This is a genomic window from [Clostridium] clostridioforme AGR2157 (assembly GCF_000424325.1).
GTDB lineage: Bacteria > Bacillota > Clostridia > Lachnospirales > Lachnospiraceae > Enterocloster > Enterocloster clostridioformis_A.
The window spans coordinates 1-25,059 of the sequence record NZ_AUJR01000022.1; the positions used below are offsets into that span (position 1 = coordinate 1).

The following is a 25,059-nucleotide window of genomic DNA, read 5'->3' on the forward strand; positions in this document are numbered from 1 at the left end:
CCATCGCTTTATCGGTGTCAAAGAGCCGGAGTTTTTGCCATGGTTCCCAGAGTTCTGAGTGCAGCCTGCCCCGTTCAGAAGAATCAAAACGGGCTTTGGAATTGTTGAGAAAGCATTGGTATTCGTGCATCGATTGCCAGTACTTGATCATAGTGCGGTACCTCCTTGTGATTAATGGGCGTGCTTCTTAATTACAAGGGCGCGTTTGCCAGCCCAAAATCGGGGCTGTCAAACGCGCCGCACAATTCAGCGTAAATGTCAATAGTTTTTTTAAAATTTAATAAAAAATTTCCCCCGAATTGGGAGGAAGAAAGAAAAGACAACAAACAAAAAAGAGCGGGAAATCGGGCTTTATCGAGTTTCCGAGACCGCTCTTATCATCAAAGGGAGGAACTGACAATGCAGGAAAGCAGATTATTTAAGATTGTGTATTATTTACTCGATAAAGGACAGGCTACCGCTCCAGAATTAGCAGAAAAATTTGAAGTATCTGTAAGGACAATTTACAGAGATATTGACGCTTTAAGCGGCGCGGGCATTCCCGTTTATGCAGAAGCAGGGCGAAACGGCGGCATTCATTTAATGAATGATTTTGTTTTAGATAAAGCGGTGCTGTCTGAAGAAGAAAAGCAGGAAATTCTAACAGCCCTGCAAAGTATCAATTCTATGAACAATATCGACAACAATCAGACATTGCAAAAACTTTCTGCAATATTTAATATGAGTTCGGAAAACTGGCTTGAAGTGGATTTTTCCAGATGGGGCAATCATGGAACGGACAATGGGAAATTTGAATTGCTAAAATCAGCGGTAATTCATCGAAAGTGCGTAAAAATAACCTATGCAAATTCCAGCGGAATAATTAACGAAAGAATTGTCCAGCCGTTAAAAATGTCATATAAGTCTATGTCATGGTACTTAAAAGCATATTGTATGGAAAAACAGGATTATCGTATTTTTAAGCTGACCCGTATGATAGATTTAGAAATGCTCACGGACGGTTTTTGCAAAAGCTCTTTTCCAGAATTAGATGAATCATTAGGGCAAGCCTACAATACAATCGTACTGCGTTTCCAGAAAAATATGTCATACCGTGTTTATGATGAATTTGATAAAACCCAAGTAAGTAAAAAAGAAAATGGGGATTTAATCGTATCCGCCCCAATGCCAGAAGATGAATGGCTAATCGGGTTTTTATTGTCATTTGGAACACAAGTAGATATTATAGAGCCTGCATATCTGAAAGACATTGTGGCAGAGCAGGCAAAGAAAATTTATGAGAAATATAAATCTTGACACAGGGCGTCAGTATATGTGTGATATAATTTGCCTGTAAATTCTATTTGAGAAAGCGGGGAGTGAAAGTGAAACATGAATGGAAAAATCAGGAGAAAGAAATATATGGTGTAAAAACAAAACCTTGTGTTGTTGATGTTTCTGCTCAAAAATATATCATTGTTTCTGGCAATGGAAATCCTAACGATGAAATCTTTTCAGATAAGGTTGCGGCTCTGTTTTCGATGGCATATAAAATTAAAATGGCATATAAAGCACTTGCCGAAAAAAGCAACGAAATAACAGATTATACGGTATATCCGTTAGAGGGAATATGGAGCATGGCTTCCGAAAAAGAATATTTGGTAAAAGAAGAATTGCACAAAGGAGCGTTTGATGATGAGCCTGCGTCATTTGAGATTATGGTGGAACATGGTTATAAGCGTATGGGGAAAGAACACCGTGAAATATATTTGAATAATGCTAACCGTACAGAAAAAGCCAACTTAAAAACAATCTTGAGATACAAGGTTACAGATATAGAAAAATAACAACATACTGTTATAAAAGAGAAAAGGAAATGAATATGGGCAGACCAACAGCAAAAACAGATTTACTAACAGCCGCTACCGCTAATTATGAAAAGTTAAATACTCTTGTTTCTGAGCTGACAGAAAAAGAATTATCAACTTCGTTTGATTTTTCAGGTGATGAAAAAAAGAAAGAAGCTCATTGGAAAAGAGATAAAAATCTTCGTGATATTTTCATTCATCTCTATGAATGGCATCAGCTTTTGTTAAACTGGGTATATTCCAATCAGAATGGCGATAATAAACCGTTTATTCCAGAGCCTTATAATTGGAAAACCTATGGAGATATGAATGTGGAGTTTTGGAAAAAACACCAGTCCACATCGTTAGAGGATGCAAAAATTATGTTCCAGCAATCCCATAACGAAGTAATGAAGCTGGCGGAAACCTTTTCAAATGAGGAATTATTTTCTAAAGGCGTTTATAAATGGGTAGGCGGAAGTACGCTTGGTTCTTATTTTGTCAGCGCTACTGCAAGTCATTATGATTGGGCAATGAAAAAATTGAAAGCACATAGGAAAAACTGCGCCAAAATGTAGGAAGGACATATCATGCACTTTGTGAAGGCAAAAGGAATATTATCTGCTAAATATGGAATTAATTTGTACCGGGGCTGCTCTCACGGGTGCATTTATTGTGACTCCAGAAGCAAATGCTATCACATGGAACACGCTTTTGAAGATATTGAAGTCAAAGAAAATGCGATTGACTTGTTAGAGTATGCTCTTACTCATAAACGCAAGAAATGTATGATAGGCACAGGCTCTATGACTGACCCGTATATTCCATTAGAATTGGAAATAGGAAATGTCAGAAAGGCTCTGAACTTAATATATGAGCATGGCTTTGGCTTTACGGTTATTACAAAATCAAGCCATATTTTGAGAGATTTAGACCTTTTACAGAAAATAAATGAAAAAACAAAGTGCGTTGTGCAAATGACTTTGACTACTTATAACGAAGATTTGTGCAAAAAGATTGAGCCAAATGTAAGTACGACGAGGGAACGCTTTGAAGTATTGAAAAAGCTGCGGGATGCAGGAATACCAACTGTTGTATGGCTTACGCCAATTTTGCCTTTTATTAACGATACAGAAGATATTATTTCAGGTATTTTGAATATGTGTATTGAAGCAAGGGTTTATGGTGTTATTTGCTTTGGAATGGGATTGACGCTTAGAGAAGGAAACCGAGAGTATTTCTATGAACAGTTAGACCGATTGTTTCCAGACCTGAAAGAGAAATACATTCATACATACGGAAATCAGTATATGATAGAGAGTAGCAATAATAAAAACTTAATGAGACTTTTTCATCGAAAATGCGAAGAAAATGGAATTGTGCATGATAATGAGCAGATATTTAACTATTTGCGTTTCTTTGAAGAAAAGAACGATAGTAGGCAATTAAGTATTTGGGATTGGGAAGTAAGATAAATATGAGTGCTGCTTATCAAACAGAATGGATACACTGTCCTGTTTGCAGCAATAAAACCCCTGACAAAATTAGAGAAGATACAATATTGAAAAACTATCCAGCAATCACGGTTTATTAGCTCTATTCCTTACCGAATAAAATATCTGTCCACAGGGCATACTAAAACATTTGCCCAAAATCCCCGTTAAAAGAAAATTCAAGACTGGAGGATTAAGAAAATTGAGCAGAGAAAAATCAGAAAAGAATGTGCGGAACATTCCTGTTACCGTCCGACTGAACGAAGAAGAAAGCCAAAAAATTATAGCAGTATGCTGCCGCTTGCGGTCTGTCCGTAGCGGAATTTATGCGGCAGTTATGCAAAGACAACGCCCCACAGCCAGAGCCGTCGGCGGAGTTCTGGCAGTTGCTAAATACGCTCTATGAGGTACACGCAGCGTTCAAAAAGTGCGTTCCTTACTATCCCACCGCCGCCGAAACCTGTAAAGAAATTGAAGATTTTATACTGGAATTACAGCATACTTTCACATCTCCGCAGCGTTTTGATGTGACCGAATTGATGGAAAAAGAGGTGGTGTGAATGGCGGCAACGAGCCTATGGCACATCGAAGGATGCTTAAAAGACCTCATAGATTATGTGGAAAATCCCGAAAAAACAACACCGAATGAAGCATTGCAGGACTTCTCTGATGTATTCTCCTGTGTGCGAAATCCAGAGAAAACAAATGATGGCGAGTATGTTACCGCAATCAACTGCCTAAAAGAAACCGCATTGCAGCATGAAGTTTCCTAGAAAGAAAAAAGAGCCTGCGGCTCTTTACTTATGACCGGTGAATTATTTTTACACCCGTCACTTAGAGGGCTTAATATGCCCTGGCCTCCCTGGTAAGGACCAGGGTCTCTATGGCATATGCCACACCGTCCTGTATATTGGAACGGGTCTGGCATTTGGCGGTGCGTTTAATACTCTCCATGGCATTTCCCATGGCAACTGTATATTTTATATCCATGGACAACATGGAATAGTCATTCTCGCTGTCTCCTATGGCCATGATTTCTTCCGGTCTCACGCCCCTGGAGGCTGCGTAAAAAGCCAGAGCCCGGCCCTTTTGGGCATAGCTGTGGGTCAGCTCCAGGTTGGTGGCAAAGGAGGACGCAACCGCCAGTTCCGCTATACCGGACAGGCGCTCCTTAATTCTGCCCAGAACCTCCTGCGATTCATGGATGACCGATATTTTATAAAATGCCAAACCCAGCTCAAAAAGCCGTTCTTCCTCCACAAAGGAGAACCGGTCTCTCACTCCCTCATAGGTAAACTCCGCCATGGGAAGCAGCACATTCCGTTCAAAACATGCCCTAAACTGTGCCTCCCCGGCTGTGGTATAGCTGCCTCTGTCCGTCATGAAATCAAAGATAATGTCCTCCTTTTGGCAGCAGTCCAGGATTCCCCTTACCTGTCTCTCGGAAAGCCGTATCTCGTCCATGAGCCTGCCGTCCCAATCATACACAGCGGCTCCGTTCATGCACACCACAGGCGCCCTGAGTCCGGCCTCCTGCAGGGGTTCCAATGCGTCTATATAGCTGCGTCCCGTACAAATCAAAAACTCGGCTCCCATAGCCTTAAGTCCCTTAAGCGCACGCACATTCCTCTCTGAAATATGCCCGTCAGGACGCAGGAGGGTACCGTCCATATCAATTGCAACCAGTCTTATCATATATGCCTGCTTTCTGTCAAATATTCTGTCATAGCTCTGTGTACCTGTCAACGATTCGCCTGCACAGGTCCGGCCGGTTGGTAATGATGGCGTCCACTTTCTGCCGCACCAGCATTTCCATATGCGGTTCTTCATTGACCGTCCATACATTCACTGCCAGTCCCTGCCTTCTGGCAGCCGGGATAAGCTCCGGATCCTGCATGTGGTACAGGGCCGGATGCAGGGCATCCACCCCTACTGTATGACGCCCATAGGCTGCCGCGTCAATCCAGCCGTCCGAGTACAGAAGCCCTGTCTTAAGGCCGCTGTCCAGTTCCTTAAGCCTTACCAGGCTGGGATGGCAGAAGGATGAATAAATCACCCTGTCCTCCATCCCCATGGAAGCAGTGAGAGCCAGTACCTTTTCCTCAATCTCAGGGTAGAGTATGATGCCGGTCTTAAGCTCCACATTCACCGTCAGTCCCCCGGGCTTTAACAGTTCATAGACTTCCTTAAGCGTAGGAATCCGGGCGTCCTTAAAGGCGGGAAACAGCCTGTTAAAGGACAGTTCCTTAAGCTGGGCCAGGGTATAATCTTTTATATACCCTGTGCCGTTGCTCACCCTGTCGATGGTCTCATCATGAGCCACCACAAGCTCACCGTCCCTGCTTAACTGGACATCCAGCTCCACCCCGTCGGCTCCCATTTCCGCTGCCAGCCGGAATGCCTCCAGTGTATTCTCCGGCGCGTAAGCCGATGCGCCTCTGTGGGCCCAAATCTGTGTCTTCATACTCAGTATACCCTCCAATCCATGATTATCATTCATTGAGCAGATTATATTCCTCGATTGCCTTATTAATCTGCTGCGCCATCTTAGACGCAGCCTCCTCCGGGCTGACTCCACTATTAAGCATGTTCTCTATCTCCGTTTCAACCACCTGCCTGGCCTCAGGAAATACGCTGAGCAGAGCGCCTGCTGACTGGGGAGTGGAATCATGAAGCTGGTCAATGGCAGTACCGAACTGGGGATATTTTTCCAGATTCTCCTTAAATACAGGTTCCTCGTGAGCCTTTACAGTCACAGGGAAATATCCTGTCTGAGCGTTCCAGTAAGCCTGGCTCTCCGGTGAAACAAGGAACTTAACGAACTCCCATGTGGCGGCCTTCTTAGCCTCATCCTCATTGTTCAGAGCCCAGAGAGAGGCGCCTCCAATGGACACTCCGCCTTTATCGCTGTCACTGACCATGGGGAAATAAGCGGTTCCCACCTCAAACTTGCCATTTACATCTTCCATAATCTGCTTTAAGGAAGCAGTGGAGCCAAGGGTCATGGCTGACTTGCCGGAGCTGAAATCTGCCAGTCCCGCGTCGCCGCCTCTGCCTACATTGGGCGCATAGCCCTTGTCGTACAGTTCCTTCCAGGCCGCCAGTGTCTTTGCTCCCGCTCCGTTCTGGTCAAATTCAACTGCTGTGGCAGCTGCCTTTCGTCCATTTCCGTTGTTTACATAATTCTGTCCCTGCTTGCAGGTAAACTGCTCAAAAAACCAACCGTAAATGCTCAGGGATATAGGTTCTCCGGCTCCGCCCTTGTTCACCAAATCACCGGCAATCCGGCCGATCTCCCCAAGGCTCTGAGGCGCCTGTGTGATGCCCGCCTTGTCAAACATATCCTTGTTGTAGTACAGCAAAGGTGTGGATGAGTTAAAGGGCATGGAATATAAGGTATCACCTACAGTATAATACGCAGCGATGTTAGGTTCAATCTGTGTTTTATCCCATCCGTCCGCGTCGATTAACTCCTGCATGGGGACCACCCACCCGGAATCAATCATGAACCTGGTTCCAATGTCGTAAATCTGCACCAAATCCGCACCCATATTGCCAATCTGAGCGCTTTTCAGTTTGTTGATGGCATCGTCATACTCTCCCTGATACTGGGCCTCCACCCGGATTCCCATGGTGTTTTCAGAATTAAACTTATTAACCAGATACTCCAATGCTTCTCCGTTCACTCCGCCCATGGAATGCCAGAAGGTGATGGACGCGCCCTCTGCGCCTGCATTTTGAAAGGCATCTGTCTGGGAACCATCTGCCTGAGATGTGCCTGCCTGAGAACCATCTGCCTGGGATGTACCCGGCTGGGATGCGCCCGACCGGGAGCCCGGGTCAGCGGCAGCGCCCGTGCCCGCCGCCGGCGCACCGCACCCTGCCAGCATGGATACTGCCAGTAAAGCTGCAGCATAACCGATTAATCTCTTTTTCATAATTGTTATTCCTCCGTTTATAATTTATTCTTATTTCATTTGATTCCATAAACTTTTCCGGGTGTGCCTAACCTTTTACTGCTCCTGAGAACATGCCCCGTATCAGCTGTTTCTGTCCCAATATAAAGATGGAAATGGACGGCAGGATTATCATAACCACGCCTGCAATCATCAAGGTAATGGACTGGGCGTCCACGCTGTTTAACATGCTGATACCAATTTGCACGGTTCTCATTTCGTTGGATCCGGTCACCAGCAAAGGCCACATATACATGTTCCAGGCATTGATAAAGGTATACACCGCCATGGCCCCAATGGCCGACTTTGTAAGCGGAAGCAGGATGCAAAAAATGAACCTGAGATTTCCGCAGCCGTCTATCTTTGCGGACTCGTACAGAGAGATGGGAAATGATTTATAAAACTGCCGGAACAGAAAGATTCCCATTGCCGACGTAAGATAGGGCACAATCAGCACCTGATAGGAATCCAGCCAGTTCCACTGACTCACCGTCAGATAATTTGATATGATGGTGGCCTCTCCCGGAATCATCATGGTGGCCATTACCAGCATGAAAAGTACGTTTTTGCCCTTAAACTCCAGGAAGGAGAAGGAAAACGCTGCCAGGGAACAGGAAATAATCTGTCCCACTGTTATCAGTCCGGCTGTGATAAAGGAGTTGCACACAAACCTCACCAGCGGTATTTTCACCAGGGCCTGCCTGAAATTGTCCAACGTGGGCTGCCTGGGCACCAGATTCATTTCCGTGGTGAACAGTTCGCCAGGCGGCATGAATGCTACGCTGACCGCATACAGCAGCGGCAGAAGAATGAAAAGGGATACCAGCACATTGGCAGCAATCAGGGCTCCGGTCCTGACTCTCCTTACAGTCATGGCTTTTCGGTTGGCTTCCTCCTGTATTTTAATGATTTCCTCGCGGCTGACCCTGCCGCGGCCCTTTATGGCCAGTGTCTGTTCCATTAATAGCTGACTCCTTTCTTCTCTGCCTTAAACATCAAAAGCGTCATGACCATGATGATGGCAAACAGTATGACGGACTGCGCCGCCGCGCTGCCAAACCTGTAGTTAAAAAACGCATCCCTGTAAATGGAGTACACAATCAGATTTGTGGATTCCCCCGGTCCGCCCTGGGTCAGTATCTTCACCTGACCAAAGGACTGGAATGCCTGTATGATATTCACTACGATGGTATAAAACATGATTGGGCTGAGGCCCGGCAGCGTCAGCCGGAGAAATTTCTGAATCCCGTTAGCCCCATCCACGGATGCCCTCTCGTAGATGGTCTCATCAATATTGCTGAGTCCGGCGCTGAAATACAGGAAGTTGATTCCACTGTTAAGCCAGGCTGTCAGCAGAGCCACACATACAAGCGCGTATTTGGGATCATTGATCCAATTGATATTGAGTCCCAGCAGCTTGTTCATAATGCCGATGGAAGGATGAAGCATGATTTTAAATATCATGGCCGCGGAACTGGACGCGATGGCCATGGGCAGCGCATACGCCGTGCTGAATATACGGATTCCCGGAAATGCCTTATTGCACAGTACAGCTGCCAGGAGTCCCAGGGCCATGCTTCCCACCACCACGATTGCCACGAACAGGAAGGTCACTGCCAGACTGTTATAAAAGGAAGCCGACTTGAACAGCTCCACATAGTTTCCCAGTCCCACAAACAGATTGGCCTGCCCCATTTTATTTGTCTTATAAAGACTCAGGTAAATGGTTTTGAAAAACGGGTAAAACAGGAATACGGCAAATACCAGGAGAGCCGGTAAAATATATCCATAAGGCCCTGCCTTTTTTAATAATGAATCTGATTTCATCACTGTCTCCTAATCAAATAAAATATTTTCTTCTGTCTGTATGTCAAAAAGCTTAATCTGAGGCATATCCACGTAAAGGCGGATGAATTCTCCCGGCTTCACCCGGCATGACGCCGGCATCCTGGCCGACAGCTGGCCCGTACCCCCTGTATTCCCGTGAAGAAGCACCTCGCTTCCCAGCATTTCCCTGACACTTATGTAAGCTCCAATCCACCCGCTGCCATTTCCGTTCAAACCATTGGAACCGTTTTTCTGGCTATATTCTTCCTGATGAAGGTCTTCCGGCCGGATCCCCAGGGTTACCCGTTTTCCCGTGTACCCTTTGTCTTTCAGTTTCCTGGCCTGATATCCTTCCAGAGGAAGCCGCCACCCCTGTCCCAGAAGCCAGACTGTTCCATCCTCTTCCAGCACATCCACATCCAGAAAGTTCATGGTGGGGGAACCTATGAATCCCGCCACGAATTTATTTACAGGATTCCGGTAAAGCTCTGCGGGAGGCGCTACCTGCTGTATCATTCCCCGGTTCATGACAACAATCCGGGTACCCAGAGTCATGGCCTCCACCTGGTCATGGGTCACATATATGATGGTGGCGTTAAGCTGTTTATGAAGCTTTGCTATTTCCACCCGCATCTGGGCCCTCAGCTTGGCATCCAGGTTGGACAGGGGTTCGTCCATAAGATAGGCCTTTGGCTTTCTCACAATAACGCTTCCGATTGCAACTCTCTGCTTCTGTCCTCCTGACAATGCAGCCGGCCTGCGGTCCAGCAGATGGCTGATTTCCAGGATTCGTGCTGCCTCCCTCACCCTGGCATCGATTTCTCCTGACGGAATCCTGCGTACCCTGAGTCCAAAGGCCATGTTCTCATACACCGTCATATGGGGATATAAGGCATAATTCTGAAATACCATGGACAGATTCCGGTTTTTAGGCTCGACCATGTTCATCAGGCAGTCATCCATCCATAATTCCCCTGAGGAAATATCCTCAAGTCCCGCAATCATTCTCAGCGTTGTGGATTTTCCGCAGCCCGATGGCCCTACAAAAATAATCAGCTCTCGGTCCTTGATATCCAAATTAAAATCCTTGACCGCATTTTGCCCGCCTTTATAGGTTTTACATACATTTACCAGTGAAATATCCGCCATTTCCGTTCCTTTCTCTCTTGCAAATCTATCTATAGATTCTAAATTATTCAGGTAAAATCCAAAAGCAGGTTCGCGTAAAATGGAGGTAAAAACAGGTAAAGTTTCCTGGTTATTCCCGTATGCGGCAATGGATATGGCTTATATGGAGGGCTGAACATGAAAAAAGGATTCTGCAATGCGGCGGCTGCCTGCCTTGCAAAATCCTCTGTTGTTTGCTGAAATTGTTATGATTTGAACCGTGAGGTTTGAACTACGGCATTCAATCCTGGTATCTGTTTTATGCCATATTCAAAATACGCTTCATCTTGGTGACCTCGCCGTCCAGGTGATTCACCTTTAAATGATACATGGTGTTAGGATGTAATTCCTTTAAAGCTTCATCCAGTTTACGGTCCAGGTTCAAATGCCCCTCCGCAACCAACTGGATATTCCTGTTTGTCTCATTTTCCAGGGTAATCTCTATGTTTGTTACCCTTTCTTTGAGCGACTGTACGTCCTCTTTAAGTGTCTGTACGTCCTCTTTAAGTGTCTGCACGTCCTCTTTGAGCGACTGCACGTCCTCTTTGAGCGACTGCACGTCCTCTTTGAGTGTCTGCACGTCCTCTTTGAGTGTCTGCACGTCCTCTTTGAGTGTCTGCACGTCCTCTTTGAGCGACTGTACGTCTCCTTGCAGCAACCGCACATCTTCTCCTACCGAGGCAAGGCCTCCCTCGATCCCTCCTAACTTCTGAAGGATCAAATCCATCTTCTGATTTTCCGTCATTTTCCCATCCTTTCTCTTATGCAATGGCTGCTAACCATTGCAGCATCCAACACCTCTCCAAATATCAGATGCCCGTAAAGGCTGATTCCATTATACTATACCGGAAGCTCAATGGCTAGGCCGAATTTTTAAAAATTACAGCAAGCTGTTTCAATCCGCGCCCGGTAATTTAACAGAGTACGGCCGCATCTTATACAGACGCGTGGTTTGGCCTCATATCAGTTGTGGATACCGTTTTTTCTCCTCCTGCCGTCTGCACGCAGCCGTCCGTCACAGTCTCCTGCCGCATTTAGGACAGTACTCAAAATCCTCTTCTGTCTCATATCCGCAATTGCCGCATTTTTTCCAGGTCTTATAGGTCCCGCTGTCATAATATACCCTGCGGTGCCCCTCCTGCACCAGAGTCAGGTCGGAACTTTTTATATCCACCTGCTGGCCGTGAAGCAGCGCCTTTCCCACCTCCGGGTCCAGCTCATAGACAGCCTCACAGCAGGACATCTTTACATAGAACCTCTTATTCCACTTAAACAGGGGAATGAAGAAAAAGCTGAAATACATATAGGTCATGTATACCTGGTAGCGCCCGTATCCGCCGCACCGGTCACATATGACAGTTTTCACATAATCCAGTATTTTCTGTCCCTGGCTGATTCCTCCTATAAATATCATTGGTGTTGTCTCCTATCCTGCATGTATTCCAAAAGTCCGGGCCGGCAAAAGCCGGCCCAATATTTAATCATATGATGGTTATGCCCACTACAGATATGATTTCTTAAGCGCCTTCAAAAGAATCTTAGGCTGCCTGTTGTAAGGCGTCACCGGGCAAATCTTTTTCTTTACATCCAAAAGGCCGTAAACCGCAATACGCGCGGCGCGCACGGAATATTCCTCGGTAAATACCATGTCCTCCGGAATCTCCACAAACTGGCTCACCATTGCAAAGTTGGTGGAACCTGCGGGAATCACCGGCGGCCTGTCGCTCATCTTGCGCGGCTCAAACTGTGCGTCCACATAAGGCATATAGCAGGGAATCACATTGATGACCGTCTTCATCAGCTCCGCAATCCTGTCCTCCGGAATATGCAGATGATGGAGATACTCATTTAACAGCTCCTGTCCGGTACAATCCTTCATAGGCTTCTTTACATAATCGCCTATGGCCTCTGTGTGCAGTCCATACCCCCAGAAAATGGTCTGGTCGGCAGGCTGGTTCACGAAATGAGGCTGCGCCGCAACCACGCTGCTCATAAGCCAGCTGGAATCCTTAAAGGTCATAAGAGCGCCGCTGCCAGGTACATTGCCGGTAAAGTTCTCAATGGTCTTTAAGATATCATCGCCTTTGCAGGTAACAGTAAAACTGAGCCAGTTAGTCTCCTCAGGCTTGGTAAAGAATGGATCGGGATTTCCCAGTCCCGGCTTCTTCCCGGCCACCTTGGCCCAGAGTTCGCCGCTGATTGGCTTCTTCTCAGGAGCGGGCGCTGGTTTGTAAAGGCTTCCCAGGGTAGCGCTGTCCGTCATGCACGCATTGGTCATGATACAGATATCGCTCTTGTTTAACTGGACTTCCTCCGTCACATAGGAAGTCTTGGCCGGAGCGTCTGCTTCCTCGCCTGAGTCATCTGCGCTCTCCACTTTCTTCTTCAGATACAGGGTCTTAGCCGTAATTCCGGGGCCGTCCGTGAAATCTATATCCGTCACTTCACAGTTTTCCCGGAAGTTGACGCCGGCCTTCCTCAGATAAGTCTCCAGAGGGCGAATCACGCTGTCGTACTGGTTTAACGGTGTTCTGGTAACTCCCTCCAGCGTTTCAATACGGCTGAACTCAAAAATCATGCGGTTCATATACCGTCTGAATTCAAACAGGCTGCTGTACTTCTGGAATGCAAAGGTGGTCTGCCACATATACCAGAAATTGGTCTCGAATATATGGGGCGTTTCCTTAAACCAGTCCTGAATGGTCAGGTTGTCCAGCTTTTTCTCATCTGTCATCAGCAGCTTCAGAAGGGCCATGCGGTCAGCCTGGTTAAATCCCATGGATTTCACATCCAGAATGTTGCCGTCCTTATCCACCAGCCTTGCCTTGGCGCAGGTAGGATGGGCATGGTCAAACTCCAGAATCTCTTCCGTGACGCTGTGTCCGGGCTGGCGCAGGGATGGAATGGATCCAAAGAGCTCCCAGAAGTTCTCATAGGTCTCCTCATTAAGCATACGTCCGCCGCGGCATACAAACCCCTGCTCCGGTGTACCGATACCGTCATTGCTTCCCCCAAGTATGTGCATGCCCTCGTAAACCGTTATCTGGTTGGCAGGGAACTTGCAGTCCCGGATCAGATACGCTGCAGCAGCCAGGGTGGCCAGGCCTCCGCCTACCAGATAAGCTTTCCTGTCACCGTAATCCCGGTTATTCATCACCGCTTCCTCAATGGCGGCAATCCTCTCATCTTCCTTTTCCTTCCGGCTGTCCTGCAGCTTTTTCACTGCCACGCCCACTGCTGCTCCTGCTGCCGCAGCTGTCAGGATTTTACCCACTTTCTTGTTCATCGACTTACCTTCCTTTCTGTTTTATATATAATTTCTCTGATGATTCAGATAATTGTCCTTCCAGGATTATTCCCCTTTATCCACGTGAAATACACCGCGGTCCCCGTTTTTGTATTCCCGGCATTACATTGCGAACCTCAGGCCCCGTTTCCCGCTGTCCGGGTAAAATAATTGGACAGGCTGGCGAACTGCTCCAGTGTCAATGCTTCCCCCCTGACAGAAGCAGGAACTCCCAGGCTCTCAATGGCAGCCGCAATCTGCTCCTTTGTATACGGAACCTCCGGCGAATTATTTAACCCGTTCTGCAGCGTCTTCCTGCGCTGATTAAAAGAAGCCCTTATAAGCCGGAACATGACACCTGGCTCGTCCACCTGCACCGGCGGCTCCTGATATCTTGTGAGGCGGATGACAGCGGAACCCACATTGGGGCGGGGAATGAAGCAGTTGGGCGGCACATTTGCCACAATATAAGGCTTTGCATAATACTGCACTGCCAGGGACAAGGCGCCGTAGTCCTTGGAGCCGGGCCCCACCTGCATCCGGTCCGCCACTTCCTTCTGCACCATGACAGTGATATTGTCAATGGGCACATTGCTCTCAAACAATCCCATGATGATGGGCGTGGTGATGTAATATGGAAGGTTGGCCACCACCTTGACGGGCCTTCCATCATTATACTCGTCCACCAGCTTATTCATGTCTAATTTCAAAATATCGCTGTTGATAACCGTCACATTGGAATAGCCCTTTAAAGTTTCGTCCAGAATGGGAAGAAGATTGGTGTCAATCTCCACTGCAACCACTTTTCCGGCATGTTCCGCCAGGTACTGGGTCATGGTGCCGATGCCCGGTCCTATTTCCAGCACACAGTCATCCCCCGTAATCCCTGCGGCACTTATGATTTTGTCCAGCACGTGGGTATCTATGAGAAAATTCTGGCCAAATTTCTTCTGGAATGCGAACTGATATTTCTGTATGATTTCAATGGTATTTTTCGGATTGCCCAAAGTCGCCATGTATTATAATTTCCTTTCTGCGGACCGGATTCGGCCCTCTTTTAAGAGTAATGGATTCCCGTCCAAAAGTCAATGCCCGGGCAAAAGTACAGGGAAAAAAGAAGCGCTGTATATCGTACATTACAGCGCTTTTTGTCTATTTATCGACTCTGTTTCCCATAACCGGCCAGCCTACAGCCGGCAGAGCTTTTTTCCATTTTCCCAGGTGACCTTCATGACGGTTTCCGGGTCCACTCCCTTTAGCTGGCTGACAGCCTCCACCACATAGGGAAGATTCAGGGATGAGTTTCTCTTTCCGCGGTTGGGGACCGGCGCCAGATAGGGACAGTCCGTCTCCAATACAATGGACTCCAGAGGTATATACTCCACCACCTCCTTCAGTTTCCTGGCGTTGTTGAAGGTAAGCACGCCTCCGATTCCAAGAAAGAATCCCATGTTCAGATACTCCCTGGCCATCTCCCTGGTGTATGAAAAGCAGTGGACGACGCCTCCGATATCCCCGGCCTTAGCCGCCTTCATCATATCCAGGGTATCCTTTGCGGCATCCCTGCTGTGAATGATTATGGGCAGCTTTACCTGCCTGGCCAAATCCATCTGTGCCTCAAACCACTTTTTCTGTATATCGTGGGCCGGTTCCTCCCAGTAGTAATCCAGGCCAATTTCGCCAACGGCCTTTACCTTGCGGTGGCCACACTGTTCCTTAATCCACTGAAGGCCCTCCTGGTCCAGCTCCCCCGTCTCACTGGGATGGACTCCCACGGCCCCGTATATCCAGTCATAGGCTTCGGCCAGTTTCAGGGTACTGCGGCAGCTCTCCAGGCTGGCGGCTACATTCATAACCGCACCGACGCCGGCTTCCTGCAAACGTCCCAGAAGTTCCGGCCGATCCTCGTCAAATGCCTCATCATCATAATGGGCATGTGTATCAAATATCATGATTCTAAACTCCTTTTGCAATCCACATGCTCACACCGTACAGCACCAGAAAATGCACCGGGTAAAACACGCAGAACATATATTTAAGCTGAAATGCCCCCCGTCTTCCATTATACAATACAATAGGCACAAAGGACAAGGCTGACACACAATAGCAGCTGATGCTTTCCACTGCGCAGATTCCCACTCCCGCAACCACCTGGGCCGTATCACTGCGGCGGAACCAGTACATGGCAGCTATGTACAGGACTCCCACCACATTATAATCAAACTGCAGCACCCATGACAGCGCGCATCCCGCTGCCAGGGCTCCTGCCTGCAAACCCAGGCTTTGGGTGGACTCCATGACAGCCATGACCAGTACCCCCGCAAACAGGGTAAACATCATATTCTGATAGTGGGGATAAAACATGGTGTGGTACACAGCCAAATCAAAGGGCACTTCGGATAACAGGGCAAACAGGAGCATCCTGACGGCGTACCACCGGCGGTTCCTGGTCCGCACGAATTCCTCTGTTGTGAGATATGCCAGGATAGGAAATCCCAGTCTCCCCACATAACGGCAGACCTGTCCTGCTATCACCCAGTAATGCCCGGAAGGCGTCAGCAGTACCCCATGATAAAGAGCACTGTCTGTTCCATGAAGAATCCCTCCCTGAATCACCACAGCGCCGATATTATCGATTAGAATTGCCACAATTCCCAGAATCTTCAGCTGGTTTCCCGTAAGCCCCTGTCGGCGGCCGCCGTATGGCCCGCGGCTGCGTCCTCTACCCATATCGTACCCTCTTTAGGGCTTTATAGCCCCCTCATGTTTTAATTTCCTTTCATCATACTCCAAAATTGCGAAAATTGCAAGTTTCTCCCACTTTAGGGCGATTTTTCCAGGATACAGGGTATGGTACTCCCATTTTCATCCAGATTTTGGGGGATTTATACAAAATTACAGGATTCTAATATTTTTTTGCTTATGCCTGCCCATATGCGGCTCATATCCGGCAGAGGGGATGCTAATGACGGGCCCGCAGCAGTCATATATTCCCTGCCCACAGTCCCCAGGGACATGCCGTCCGTCTCCAGTGCCCTGCCATCCGTCTCCAGTACCCCGCCATCCGTCTCCAGTACCCCGCCATCCGTCTCCAGTACCCCGCCATCCGTCCCCAAGCTGCTGCCATCAATCCCCAGGCTTCCGCCTATAGCCTCAGCCAGACGCCGTTCAAATTGCGGAAGCTCCTGTTCAACAGGTTCATCCGCATTCATAATCGCGGGCAGGGGCACGAATTTCACGGGACACGTTCCGATATTTTCCTCCAGCCAGGGCCTGACTCCCGGCAAGTCTGTGCAGACCACCTGTAAACCGCAGGCCAGGGCCTCTATCACCACAAGAGGAAGTCCCTCGTAAAAGGACGGAAGCACGAAAACATCCGCCTGATTCATCCGTTTTGCCAGCTGGGGCTGGTCCAGCCTTCCAAGGAATTTCACCGGGTAAGGTGACTGCTCTGCCAGCTTCTTAATGGTTTCATACTCCAACTGGTTTCCATACCCTCCAGCCAGCCATACCTCAATTTTCACCGGCTCCGGTGGCTGTCCTGTTTCCAGTCTCTGCTGCATTTCTCCCTGTTCCCACTGTCTTTGCAGCTGTTCCAGACACACAAGGCTCCGCAGCAGGCTCATGACCCCTTTTTTCTCAGACAGCTTTCCCGCGTAAATAAGGCGTTTAACCCCATCCTCCTTTTTAACCGGCATATACCGGAAAATAGAATCATCAAAACCGCTTCCAATTACTTCCAGCCGCTCCCCCGGCACGCCGTATACACGGCTGATTTCTTCCCTCTGTTCCCTGTGCAGGCAGAACACCTTATGAAGCTCCTTTATGTGGGCCAGGATATAGTCCCGCTCAAGGCTGTTTTTCTTTATCTGGCGCAGGCCTGTGCCATGGCATATGGCCGCTGTTTTATATTGGGGAAACGCCTCCCGTACCAAAGCAGTAAGCAGATACAGATGATGGCACAGAATCAAATCCGGCCGGAAGCACTCCACCGCCTCCCTGGTTTTCTCCAGAAACGCCTGTCTGAACGCATCCACCATATCCTCTGTCATCTGGCTGTATATGGTGCTCTCATAGGGCATCTCGTCCGACATGCCCGCTATGGGAAAGGGCAGGCTTTCTGTCCTGTAATATACCGGATAGACCCGGGTCCCTTCAGGAAAATGTATCTCGTCCTCCTTATAGACCCCTGCCACCACTGCCTGTTCATGCCCCAGTGTAGCAAAACCTTTTATCAGGCCGGTAAGATAAACACCGCTCCCCGTACTGTGGGGTTTCTGGGCTGTTATGCTCAGTATCCTCATAATCCCCTCCGTTTCTCCTGAAAATTTCTTCTGAAAACAAGCAGTATACTCTTGATTTAAAAACAGGAGCAGGTCATCACCGCCCGCTCCTGCCTTCCGGACAGCCATAAAAAGCATACGCTTTCCACGGTTCTGTCCGGTATCTATCATATTCTTTTTAACGTCTCACAGCTTCCCGAATCAGCGGCAGACATCCGGCTCCTGCCTGGCCAATATCCGCATCTCTATCCGCATTCCTATCAGCAGATTTCGGCTCCTGCCGGCATACTCTTCTCCGGCGTCATAAGGGCCAGGTTGCCCTCTGCATCCTCGGCGCAGAGAATCATACCCTCAGACACCATGCCTGCCAGCTTGGCCGGCTTTAAGTTGGTCACTACCATGACCTTCTTGCCCACCATCTCCTCAGGAGAATAGTAAGCCTTAATACCGCTTAAAATCTGGCGCACCTGGCTTCCAATCTTTACCTGGGAACAAAGGAGCTTCTTGGACTTTGGAACCGCCTCGCACTTGATGATTTCTCCCACCTGGAACTGAAGCTTCGCAAAATCATCATAGGTAATCTCCGCCTTGGCCTCCAAATCAATGCCGCTGTCCTCTGCGCTGCCGGACGCTCCTTCCTCACCGCCTGCCTGGTTCTGGTCCGCAGCGGCCTCTGCCCCATGCATGGCCTCCACCTTTTCCAGCACTTCCTTGATGTCCATGCGCGCAAAGAGAATCTCCGGCTTATCCGTCACCTTCTGTCCGCTTGGATACAGTCCAAAGGTATCCATCCGGGACAGCTCACGCTTGCCCGTATGAATCTGCGCCAGAATCTTTTCAGACGTCTCGGGCATAAAGGAATACAGTAAGGATGCCCCGATGGCAATGGCCTCTGTCAGGTTATAGAGCACGGTGGCAAGCCTGTCCTTCTGGCTCTCATCCTTGGCCAATGTCCAGGGTGTGGTCTCATCAATATATTTGTTGCATCTTCTGAAGATGTTAAAGATTTCCGTCATGGCATCTGCCACACGCAGCTGCTCCATCTTGGCATCAGCCTTCTTCACTTCCTCCAGTACTACCTTCTTAAGATCCTCGTCCACTTCCCCGCAGGCGCCCTTATCACTGACCACGCCGTCAAAATACTTGTTGCTCATGGAGATAGTGCGGTTCACCAGGTTGCCCAGTATATTAGCCAGGTCAGAGTTCATGCGCTCCACCATCAGCTCCCAGGAAATGACGCCGTCATTGTCAAACGGCATCTCGTGAAGCACGAAATAGCGCACCGCGTCCACGCCAAAAAAGTCAACCAGGGTATCTGCGTAGAGCACGTTGCCCTTGGACTTGCTCATCTTACCGTCGCCCTGCAGCAGCCATGGATGGCCAAATACCTGCTTGGGAAGGGGTAGGCCCAGGGCCATCAGGAAAATGGGCCAGTAAATGGTATGGAAACGGATGATATCCTTTCCAATCAGATGCAGGTCAGCGGGCCAGTACTTCTTAAACTGGTCTGTACTGCTGCCGCCGCAATCATATCCGATACCGGTGATATAGTTGGTCAGGGCATCCAGCCATACATAGGTCACATGCTTGGGATCAAAATCAACCGGTATGCCCCAGCTGAAGGTGGTCCTGGACACGCACAAATCCTGAAGTCCCGGAAGAAGGAAGTTGTTCATCATCTCATTCTTCCTGGATACGGGCTGGATGAACTCCGGATGCTCATTGATATACTCGATCAGCCTGGGGGCGTACTTGCTCATGCGGAAGAAATATGACTCCTCCTTGGCAGGTTTTACCTCACGTCCGCAGTCCGGACACTTGCCGTCCACCAGCTGGGATTCGGTGAAAAAGGACTCGCAGGGAGTGCAGTACAGCCCTTCGTAATAACCCTTATAGATATCGCCCTGGTCGTAAAGCTTCTTGAAAATCTTCTGCACCTGGGCCTCGTGGTCCTGGTCCGTGGTGCGGATGAATTTATCATAGGAAGTGTTCATCAAATCCCAAATCCGCTTAATCTCAGCGGCTGCCTTGTCCACGAATTCCTTGGGAGTCACACCGGATGCCTCAGCCTTTTCCTCAATCTTCTGTCCATGCTCGTCCGTACCTGTCTGGAAGAACACGTCATATCCCTGCTCCCTCTTATATCTGGCTATGCTGTCAGCCAGAATGATTTCATAGGTATTGCCGATATGTGGCTTTCCGGAAGCATAGGCAATGGCCGTGGTAATATAATATGTTTTTTTACAATCCTGACACATATGATTAATTCCCTCTTTTTCTGAGCGGAAGCTAAGGGCCGGGGCAGAGCAGTTCTTAAAAATGCTCCGGCGGCCCCAGCGCCCAATCCGCTTATTTTAATAGTTTTAAGTATAAGCGTTTCCCCCATGTTCGTCAAGACGTGCCCCCTGTTTTTTCCCTCCTTGGAAGGCCCTGCCAGTTTTTTCACTGCTCATAAGTTGTAATTTCCGCTCATATACTATATAATGTCGTAATACAAAACAGAACAGACACCCCAATGGAGGATTTGTTTAGAATGAGACAACGAAAAACCATATTTTTACAATATCTTTTATCCCTGCTCCTGGTTATCTGCCTGACAGCCGGATGCGTGGCACCTGCGCATCCTCAGGCTTCCGCTCCTCAGGCAAAGGAATCCGCTGCACAGGAAAGTACCCAGTCCTATGAACAATATGAGAAAAAGACCATTGATGCCCAGGCGTCCTTTGACCAGCTGACCAACGACCTGTTCCTGGACGAAGTTGACAATTCCCTTATCACGCTTCACTACACCCTGGCCAATCCCGCCGCCTACGGCATCACTGACTACGATAAAACCCTGGGGACCGTATCCCTGGAGGACAGTAAACAGGCTCTTAATGATGCCAAATCCCTGAAAGTACAATTAAATGATATTGACAGCCGCCTGCTCCGTGAGGACCAGCTGCTCACATACAACATCCTGTCATCCTATTTAAATACCATGCTGGACAGTGAAGGACTGGAGCTCTACGACCAGCCTCTTTCCTCTTCCCTGGGCATACAGGCGCAGCTTCCCATACTTCTGTCCGAGTATGTATTCTACAATAAACAGGACGTAGAGGATTATCTTTCCCTACTATCCTCCATTGACACCTACTATGACAGCATCATCGCCTTTGAAAAGGAAAAAGCCGATGCCGGACTGGGGCTGTGCGACACGGTCATCGACCGTATCCTCAAATCCTGCAACGCCTATCTTCTGGACGCGGACCACAGCTTCATGGCAGAAACATTTGCGGAGCGTCTGGAGCAGGTGGAGGGACTGACAAAGCAGGAAAAGGAGGATTTCATTGCCAGGAACCATACTGCCATTGACGAACACTTCGTGCCTGCATACCAGAAGCTGATTGAGGGGCTGACTCCCCTGAAAGGCACCGGAACCAACGATAAGGGGCTGTATTATTTCCCCCAGGGCAAGAAATATTACCAGTATTTGGTGAACGCGTATACCGGCACTTCCTATCAGGATATCCCGGCCCTGAAAAAAGCCATGAGCAGCCAGATGATGGATGACCTGACTGCCATGGATGAACTGCTGACTGAAAATCCCGCCCTGGCGAAAAAACTGTACTCCTACTCCTTCGCCCTCACCGATCCCAACCAGATTCTGGAGGACCTGAGGAAACAGTGCGCAAAGGATTTCCCGGCCATCGAGGATTACACATGCAGCATTAAAAATGTACCCGCTGCCCTGGAAGCCACCCTGAGCCCGGCCTTCTACCTGACCGTGCCCATTGACCGCCCCCAGGACAATTCCATCTACATCAACAACGGAAGCACCAACACTGCCAGGAACCTGTACTCCACCCTGGCCCACGAGGGTTATCCAGGCCACATGTACCAAACCCTCTATTTCAACAAACATAACACCTGCAACCTGCGTAAGCTCCTGAGCTTCAACAGCTATTCAGAAGGCTGGGCCACCTATGTGGAATACTATTCCTACAGCCTGAACAACGGACTGGACCCGGACCTGGGAGAGCTGCTCCGGCACAATGCCGCCTTCACCCTTGCCCTGTACGCCATCCTGGATGTAAATATCCACTATGAAGGCTGGGACATCACGCAGGTGGAGGATTACTTAAACCACTACTTCCGCATCAGCGATTCCTCTGTCATTACCACCATCTATTATGACATTGCGGAGAATCCGGCCAATTACCTGGAGTATTATGTGGGCTATCTGGAAATCCTGGGCATGCAGCGCGAGGCCAAAAAAAGCCTTGGCAGCCGCTATACCAACATGGAATTCAACCGCTTCCTCCTGGATATAGGCCCGGCTCCCTTCAGCGTCATTAAACCCTATTTCGCGGAGTGGCTGGCGCAGCAGAATACGACCAGTACACATTCCAAACCAGACGCGTATAATAATGTAACCAGAAAAAAAGCCTGAAAACAGAAACATCCCGGCACAGGGCTGCAATAACGCTTCCCCATGCCGGGATACCACTGAAAAATCCATATATAACGGTTAACCTTCCATCTGCCGTCCCAGAAACCCGGCAGCCGTGGATGCCAGCTTCATCTCAGCGTCCCCGAACTTGGCCCTTGGCTCACGGCTCATGAGAGCCACGGCTCCAATGGCATCGCCTTCGCAGATAATAGGCGCCACCACCTGGGTACTGATTCCCTCCAGCTCCTCGTCCACTAACTGGATGAATGCCTTATCTTCCCTGGCAGCGACGACAGTGCTGCGCTCATTGATTGCCTGTTCCAGCTGACGGCTGATATTCTTCTGGAGCAGGTCCTTCTTGGCCCCTCCTGCTACAGCTATGACCTGGTCCCTGTCCGTGATGCATACGAAAAGGCCGGTGGACTGTGCCATGGCCTCTGCATACTGCACGGCAAATGAGGTGAGCTCCATCATAGGCGAGTATTTCTTAAGGATGATTTCTCCTTCTCTGTCTGTGAATATCTCTAACGGCGTACCTTCCCTGAGCCTCAAGGTCCTTCGAATTTCTTTTGGAATTACCACACGGCCCAGATCATCAATTCTTCTGACTATTCCTGTAGCTTTCATAAACAAAATTCCTCCATTTTACTTTCTGTCATTTATCTTCTTTGTTGCCCGTAAATGTAGTATCTGTAAAACAGAGGAATTTATACTTAAAGTAACCTTCAAAGTAATTATGAGGTTTTAAGGTCAGGAACTGATTTTATTTTTTTGTGGTCGCCCCGGTCAGTGACTACCTCGTATCCTATGGACGCCATCCTGCGTTTTAATTCTTTAATATTGGCTGCCGCCTCCACGCCTGTGCTGATTTTATTGTCGTAAAGCATGTACTTTTTTCTCACTTCCAGGGGAGACAGATTTGGCATTACCACATTGGCCCCTGCCATCACGCCCTGTTCCCTTCCATCCGGCTCTATGGTCCCCAGGGCCGTGGTGGCAGGCAGGAGCACATCCGGCAGCATGAGCCGCACAATGGACAGCAGCAGAAGGGTCTGGCGCAGGGTGCCGGCCGGCCTGTCCTTAAAGGGGGTATCGTGATGGGGGATAAACGGACCGATTCCCACCATCTCCGGCTGAAGGCTGTGCATAAATTCCAGGTCCTCCGCAATATGGGCGGTGGTCTGATACGGCGAGCCTGCCATGATTCCGCAGCCGGTCTGATAGCCAATGGCTTTCAGGTTATGCAGACATTCCTTCCTGTGCTCAGAAGACATCTGAGGCGGATGGAGACTGGCATAATGACATGGGCTGGCTGTCTCGTGGCGAAGCAGATAACGGTCTGCCCCCGCATCAAACCAGCGCTTATAGGTATCGTACCCTTTTTCACCCACAGACAGTGTGACCGCACAGTCCGGGTACTGCTTTTTAATGCATTCCACCAGATAGGCAATCTTCTCATCCGTAAACCATGGGTCCTCGCCGCCCTGAAGCACAAAGGTCCGAAATCCCAGTCCATAGCCGATGCGGCAGCACTCCATAATCTGCTCCGGTGACAGCCTGTAGCGGGAAGCCTTCTGGTTGCTTCGCCGGATACCGCAATAGTAGCAGTCGTTTTTACAATAATTAGTAAATTCCATAAGTCCCCGGACATATATCCTGTTTCCGTAATTAGCCAAAGCAGCCTCCCTGGCTTTTCCATACAGATATGAGTCCTCCTCCCCTATGTTATCAAGCAGGAAAATGAATTCCTCCCTGGAAAGCATATGGGACTTGTCCAGTTTATCCACCAGCGTGATCACCCGCTCCATCATGCACCTCTTGTACACACAACTTTCACCCATTAGAGACGTGCGCCGCTAGGCGCACATACAAAAAACCTCTCTCTGATATTCAGAGAGAGGAAATAATCAGCGGCAAACCACACAAACCGGCTCCTGCACAGCCAGGACAATTCCGCTCTCTCTTTATCTCAGGGTTGCTTTGCATCAGAGAAAGGTTCTATTTAGTTACTACCATCATATCCCAGCCAGAAGGAAAAAGCAAGGGTTAAAAAATTATCTTGTCCTGTGCTTTGTTTGGGCTTTACGAAAGGTCAATGCCCGTGATATCATAACCACAGATAACTTCGGCTCGCGCAAAAGCATGTATCTGGCTATTGCAGAAGCCTGCCGGGTAGAAAACAATAAGGAGGACATACTTTATGGAAGACCGTCTGGCTGTCATCAGCTGCATCATCAGCAATCCTGATTCCGTGGCAACGGTAAATGAAAAATTCCACCTTCAGTCCAGTCTGATTATTGCCCGCCTGGGTGTTCCCTGCCGGGATTACGGGGTCTCCGTCATCAGCGTGGTCCTGCACGGAACCCAGAACCAAATCAGTTCCTTTGCCGGGGACCTGGGAAAGGTGGACGGTGTAAAGGTAAAATCAATTCAGGTGCCGGTCAACAAGTAAAAGAAAGGGAACAACCCATGGAACATTTGGAATGGCTGCTGTCTCTGGCAGCAAACACCGCAATCATTATTTTTGAATTTATCGGCGTGGGTATCATCATATACTCAGGTCTCACAAGCTTCCTTAAATTTCTCCGCAGGTCCCCCGACACCAAGATTTATCTGGCAAAGGGCCTGGCCATGGGGCTGGAATTCAAGATGGGAAGTGAAATCCTGCGCACGGTTGTGGTCCGTGAGTGGAAGGAAATAGGAATTGTGGCCGGAATCATTGCGCTGAGGTCCGCCCTTACCTTCCTGATTCACTGGGAAATCAAAGAAGAGGAACGGGCCGAATAAGC

25 protein-coding genes and 1 pseudogene are annotated in these 25,059 nt (G+C 48.7%); 10 read left to right on the plus strand and 16 right to left on the minus strand.

All coding sequences use genetic code 11. The features are described 5' to 3' along the window. The first annotated feature begins 399 nt into the window (after window positions 1-399). The 7 genes and pseudogenes from G614_RS0110950 (at window position 400) to G614_RS27285 (ending at window position 4,092) form a co-directional block, all read left to right on the plus strand. Window positions 400-1,296, plus strand: coding sequence for a helix-turn-helix transcriptional regulator (locus G614_RS0110950; RefSeq protein WP_027641968.1), 897 nt, complete (start codon window positions 400-402; stop codon window positions 1,294-1,296). A 68-nt stretch (window positions 1,297-1,364) separates the two neighbouring features. Further along, entirely contained in the window at window positions 1,365-1,826 is a 462-nt protein-coding gene (locus G614_RS0110955; RefSeq protein WP_027641969.1) for a GyrI-like domain-containing protein, read from the plus strand. Window positions 1,827-1,861: 35 nt separating this feature from the next. Then, complete coding sequence (locus G614_RS0110960) at window positions 1,862-2,404, plus strand: ClbS/DfsB family four-helix bundle protein (RefSeq protein ID WP_002585575.1); 543 nt, start codon at window positions 1,862-1,864, stop codon at window positions 2,402-2,404. A 12-nt stretch (window positions 2,405-2,416) separates the two neighbouring features. Continuing rightward, window positions 2,417-3,301, plus strand: coding sequence for an SPL family radical SAM protein (locus G614_RS0110965; protein WP_027641970.1), 885 nt, complete (start codon window positions 2,417-2,419; stop codon window positions 3,299-3,301). Window positions 3,302-3,303: 2 nt separating this feature from the next. Next, window positions 3,304-3,402: pseudogene (locus G614_RS29900) on the plus strand (cysteine-rich KTR domain-containing protein); the annotation flags it as partial. A 243-nt stretch (window positions 3,403-3,645) separates the two neighbouring features. Next, entirely contained in the window at window positions 3,646-3,879 is a 234-nt protein-coding gene (locus G614_RS27280; RefSeq protein ID WP_242828061.1) for a tyrosine-protein phosphatase, read from the plus strand. Beyond that, entirely contained in the window at window positions 3,880-4,092 is a 213-nt protein-coding gene (locus tag G614_RS27285) for a hypothetical protein (RefSeq protein WP_044917616.1), read from the plus strand. Window positions 4,093-4,162: 70 nt separating this feature from the next. On the opposite strand, the gene G614_RS0110980 is transcribed toward G614_RS27285, so the two are convergent. The 14 genes from G614_RS0110980 to metG form a co-directional block, all read right to left on the minus strand. Further along, entirely contained in the window at window positions 4,163-5,014 is an 852-nt protein-coding gene (locus G614_RS0110980) for a Cof-type HAD-IIB family hydrolase (RefSeq protein ID WP_002595809.1), read from the minus strand. 28 nt (window positions 5,015-5,042) lie between these two features. Continuing rightward, window positions 5,043-5,783, minus strand: coding sequence for a glycerophosphodiester phosphodiesterase (locus G614_RS0110985; RefSeq protein WP_027641971.1), 741 nt, complete (start codon window positions 5,781-5,783; stop codon window positions 5,043-5,045). Window positions 5,784-5,811: 28 nt separating this feature from the next. After that, a complete protein-coding gene (locus G614_RS0110990) occupies window positions 5,812-7,257 on the minus strand; it encodes an ABC transporter substrate-binding protein (RefSeq protein ID WP_027641972.1) in 1,446 nt (481 codons plus the stop codon). Window positions 7,258-7,324: 67 nt separating this feature from the next. Continuing rightward, window positions 7,325-8,236, minus strand: coding sequence for a carbohydrate ABC transporter permease (locus tag G614_RS0110995; RefSeq protein WP_002585570.1), 912 nt, complete (start codon window positions 8,234-8,236; stop codon window positions 7,325-7,327). Beyond that, window positions 8,236-9,102, minus strand: coding sequence for a carbohydrate ABC transporter permease (locus tag G614_RS0111000; RefSeq protein WP_027641973.1), 867 nt, complete (start codon window positions 9,100-9,102; stop codon window positions 8,236-8,238). The genes G614_RS0110995 and G614_RS0111000 overlap by 1 nt, the downstream gene beginning before the upstream one ends. 9 nt (window positions 9,103-9,111) lie before the next feature. Beyond that, window positions 9,112-10,251, minus strand: coding sequence for an ABC transporter ATP-binding protein (locus tag G614_RS0111005; protein ID WP_027641974.1), 1,140 nt, complete (start codon window positions 10,249-10,251; stop codon window positions 9,112-9,114). A 277-nt stretch (window positions 10,252-10,528) separates the two neighbouring features. Then, on the minus strand, window positions 10,529-11,014 hold the full coding sequence (locus tag G614_RS0111010; protein WP_027641975.1) for a hypothetical protein: 486 nt from the start codon (window positions 11,012-11,014) through the stop codon (window positions 10,529-10,531). Between the two features lie 270 nt (window positions 11,015-11,284). After that, entirely contained in the window at window positions 11,285-11,683 is a 399-nt protein-coding gene (locus G614_RS0111015) for a zinc-ribbon domain-containing protein (protein ID WP_027641976.1), read from the minus strand. Window positions 11,684-11,770: 87 nt separating this feature from the next. Further along, the gene (locus tag G614_RS0111020; protein ID WP_027641977.1) at window positions 11,771-13,555 is read right to left on the minus strand and encodes an oleate hydratase; all 1,785 of its coding nucleotides are present in this window, start codon (window positions 13,553-13,555) and stop codon (window positions 11,771-11,773) included. 137 nt (window positions 13,556-13,692) lie between these two features. Then, a complete protein-coding gene (gene rsmA, locus G614_RS0111025) occupies window positions 13,693-14,571 on the minus strand; it encodes a 16S rRNA (adenine(1518)-N(6)/adenine(1519)-N(6))-dimethyltransferase RsmA (RefSeq protein WP_027641978.1) in 879 nt (292 codons plus the stop codon). Between the two features lie 171 nt (window positions 14,572-14,742). After that, entirely contained in the window at window positions 14,743-15,507 is a 765-nt protein-coding gene (locus tag G614_RS0111030) for a TatD family hydrolase (protein WP_027641979.1), read from the minus strand. A 4-nt stretch (window positions 15,508-15,511) separates the two neighbouring features. After that, window positions 15,512-16,285, minus strand: coding sequence for a TraX family protein (locus G614_RS0111035; protein WP_027641980.1), 774 nt, complete (start codon window positions 16,283-16,285; stop codon window positions 15,512-15,514). Window positions 16,286-16,440: 155 nt separating this feature from the next. Further along, window positions 16,441-17,859 carry a glycosyltransferase family 4 protein gene (locus G614_RS0111040; protein ID WP_027641981.1) on the minus strand — a complete coding sequence of 473 codons (1,419 nt, stop codon included), beginning with the start codon at window positions 17,857-17,859 and terminating at the stop codon, window positions 16,441-16,443. A gap of 239 nt (window positions 17,860-18,098) precedes the next feature. Next, window positions 18,099-20,096, minus strand: coding sequence for a methionine--tRNA ligase (metG, locus tag G614_RS0111045; RefSeq protein WP_027641982.1), 1,998 nt, complete (start codon window positions 20,094-20,096; stop codon window positions 18,099-18,101). 275 nt (window positions 20,097-20,371) lie between these two features. Here metG and G614_RS27290 point away from each other — a divergent pair, with 275 nt between their 5' ends. Continuing rightward, window positions 20,372-22,270, plus strand: coding sequence for a DUF885 domain-containing protein (locus G614_RS27290; RefSeq protein ID WP_044917601.1), 1,899 nt, complete (start codon window positions 20,372-20,374; stop codon window positions 22,268-22,270). A 78-nt stretch (window positions 22,271-22,348) separates the two neighbouring features. On the opposite strand, the gene spoVT is transcribed toward G614_RS27290, so the two are convergent. Continuing rightward, a complete protein-coding gene (spoVT, locus tag G614_RS0111055; protein ID WP_027641983.1) occupies window positions 22,349-22,897 on the minus strand; it encodes a stage V sporulation protein T in 549 nt (182 codons plus the stop codon). A 107-nt stretch (window positions 22,898-23,004) separates the two neighbouring features. Beyond that, on the minus strand, window positions 23,005-24,078 hold the full coding sequence (gene hydE / locus G614_RS0111060) for a [FeFe] hydrogenase H-cluster radical SAM maturase HydE (RefSeq protein WP_027641984.1): 1,074 nt from the start codon (window positions 24,076-24,078) through the stop codon (window positions 23,005-23,007). 392 nt (window positions 24,079-24,470) lie between these two features. Between hydE and G614_RS0111065 the strand changes: the two genes are divergently transcribed. After that, window positions 24,471-24,722, plus strand: a complete 252-nt coding sequence (locus tag G614_RS0111065; RefSeq protein ID WP_027641985.1) for a TM1266 family iron-only hydrogenase system putative regulator — start codon at window positions 24,471-24,473, stop codon at window positions 24,720-24,722. Window positions 24,723-24,739: 17 nt separating this feature from the next. Next, the gene (locus G614_RS0111070) at window positions 24,740-25,057 is read left to right on the plus strand and encodes a DUF1622 domain-containing protein (protein WP_027641986.1); all 318 of its coding nucleotides are present in this window, start codon (window positions 24,740-24,742) and stop codon (window positions 25,055-25,057) included. Window positions 25,058-25,059: the final 2 nt, after the last annotated feature.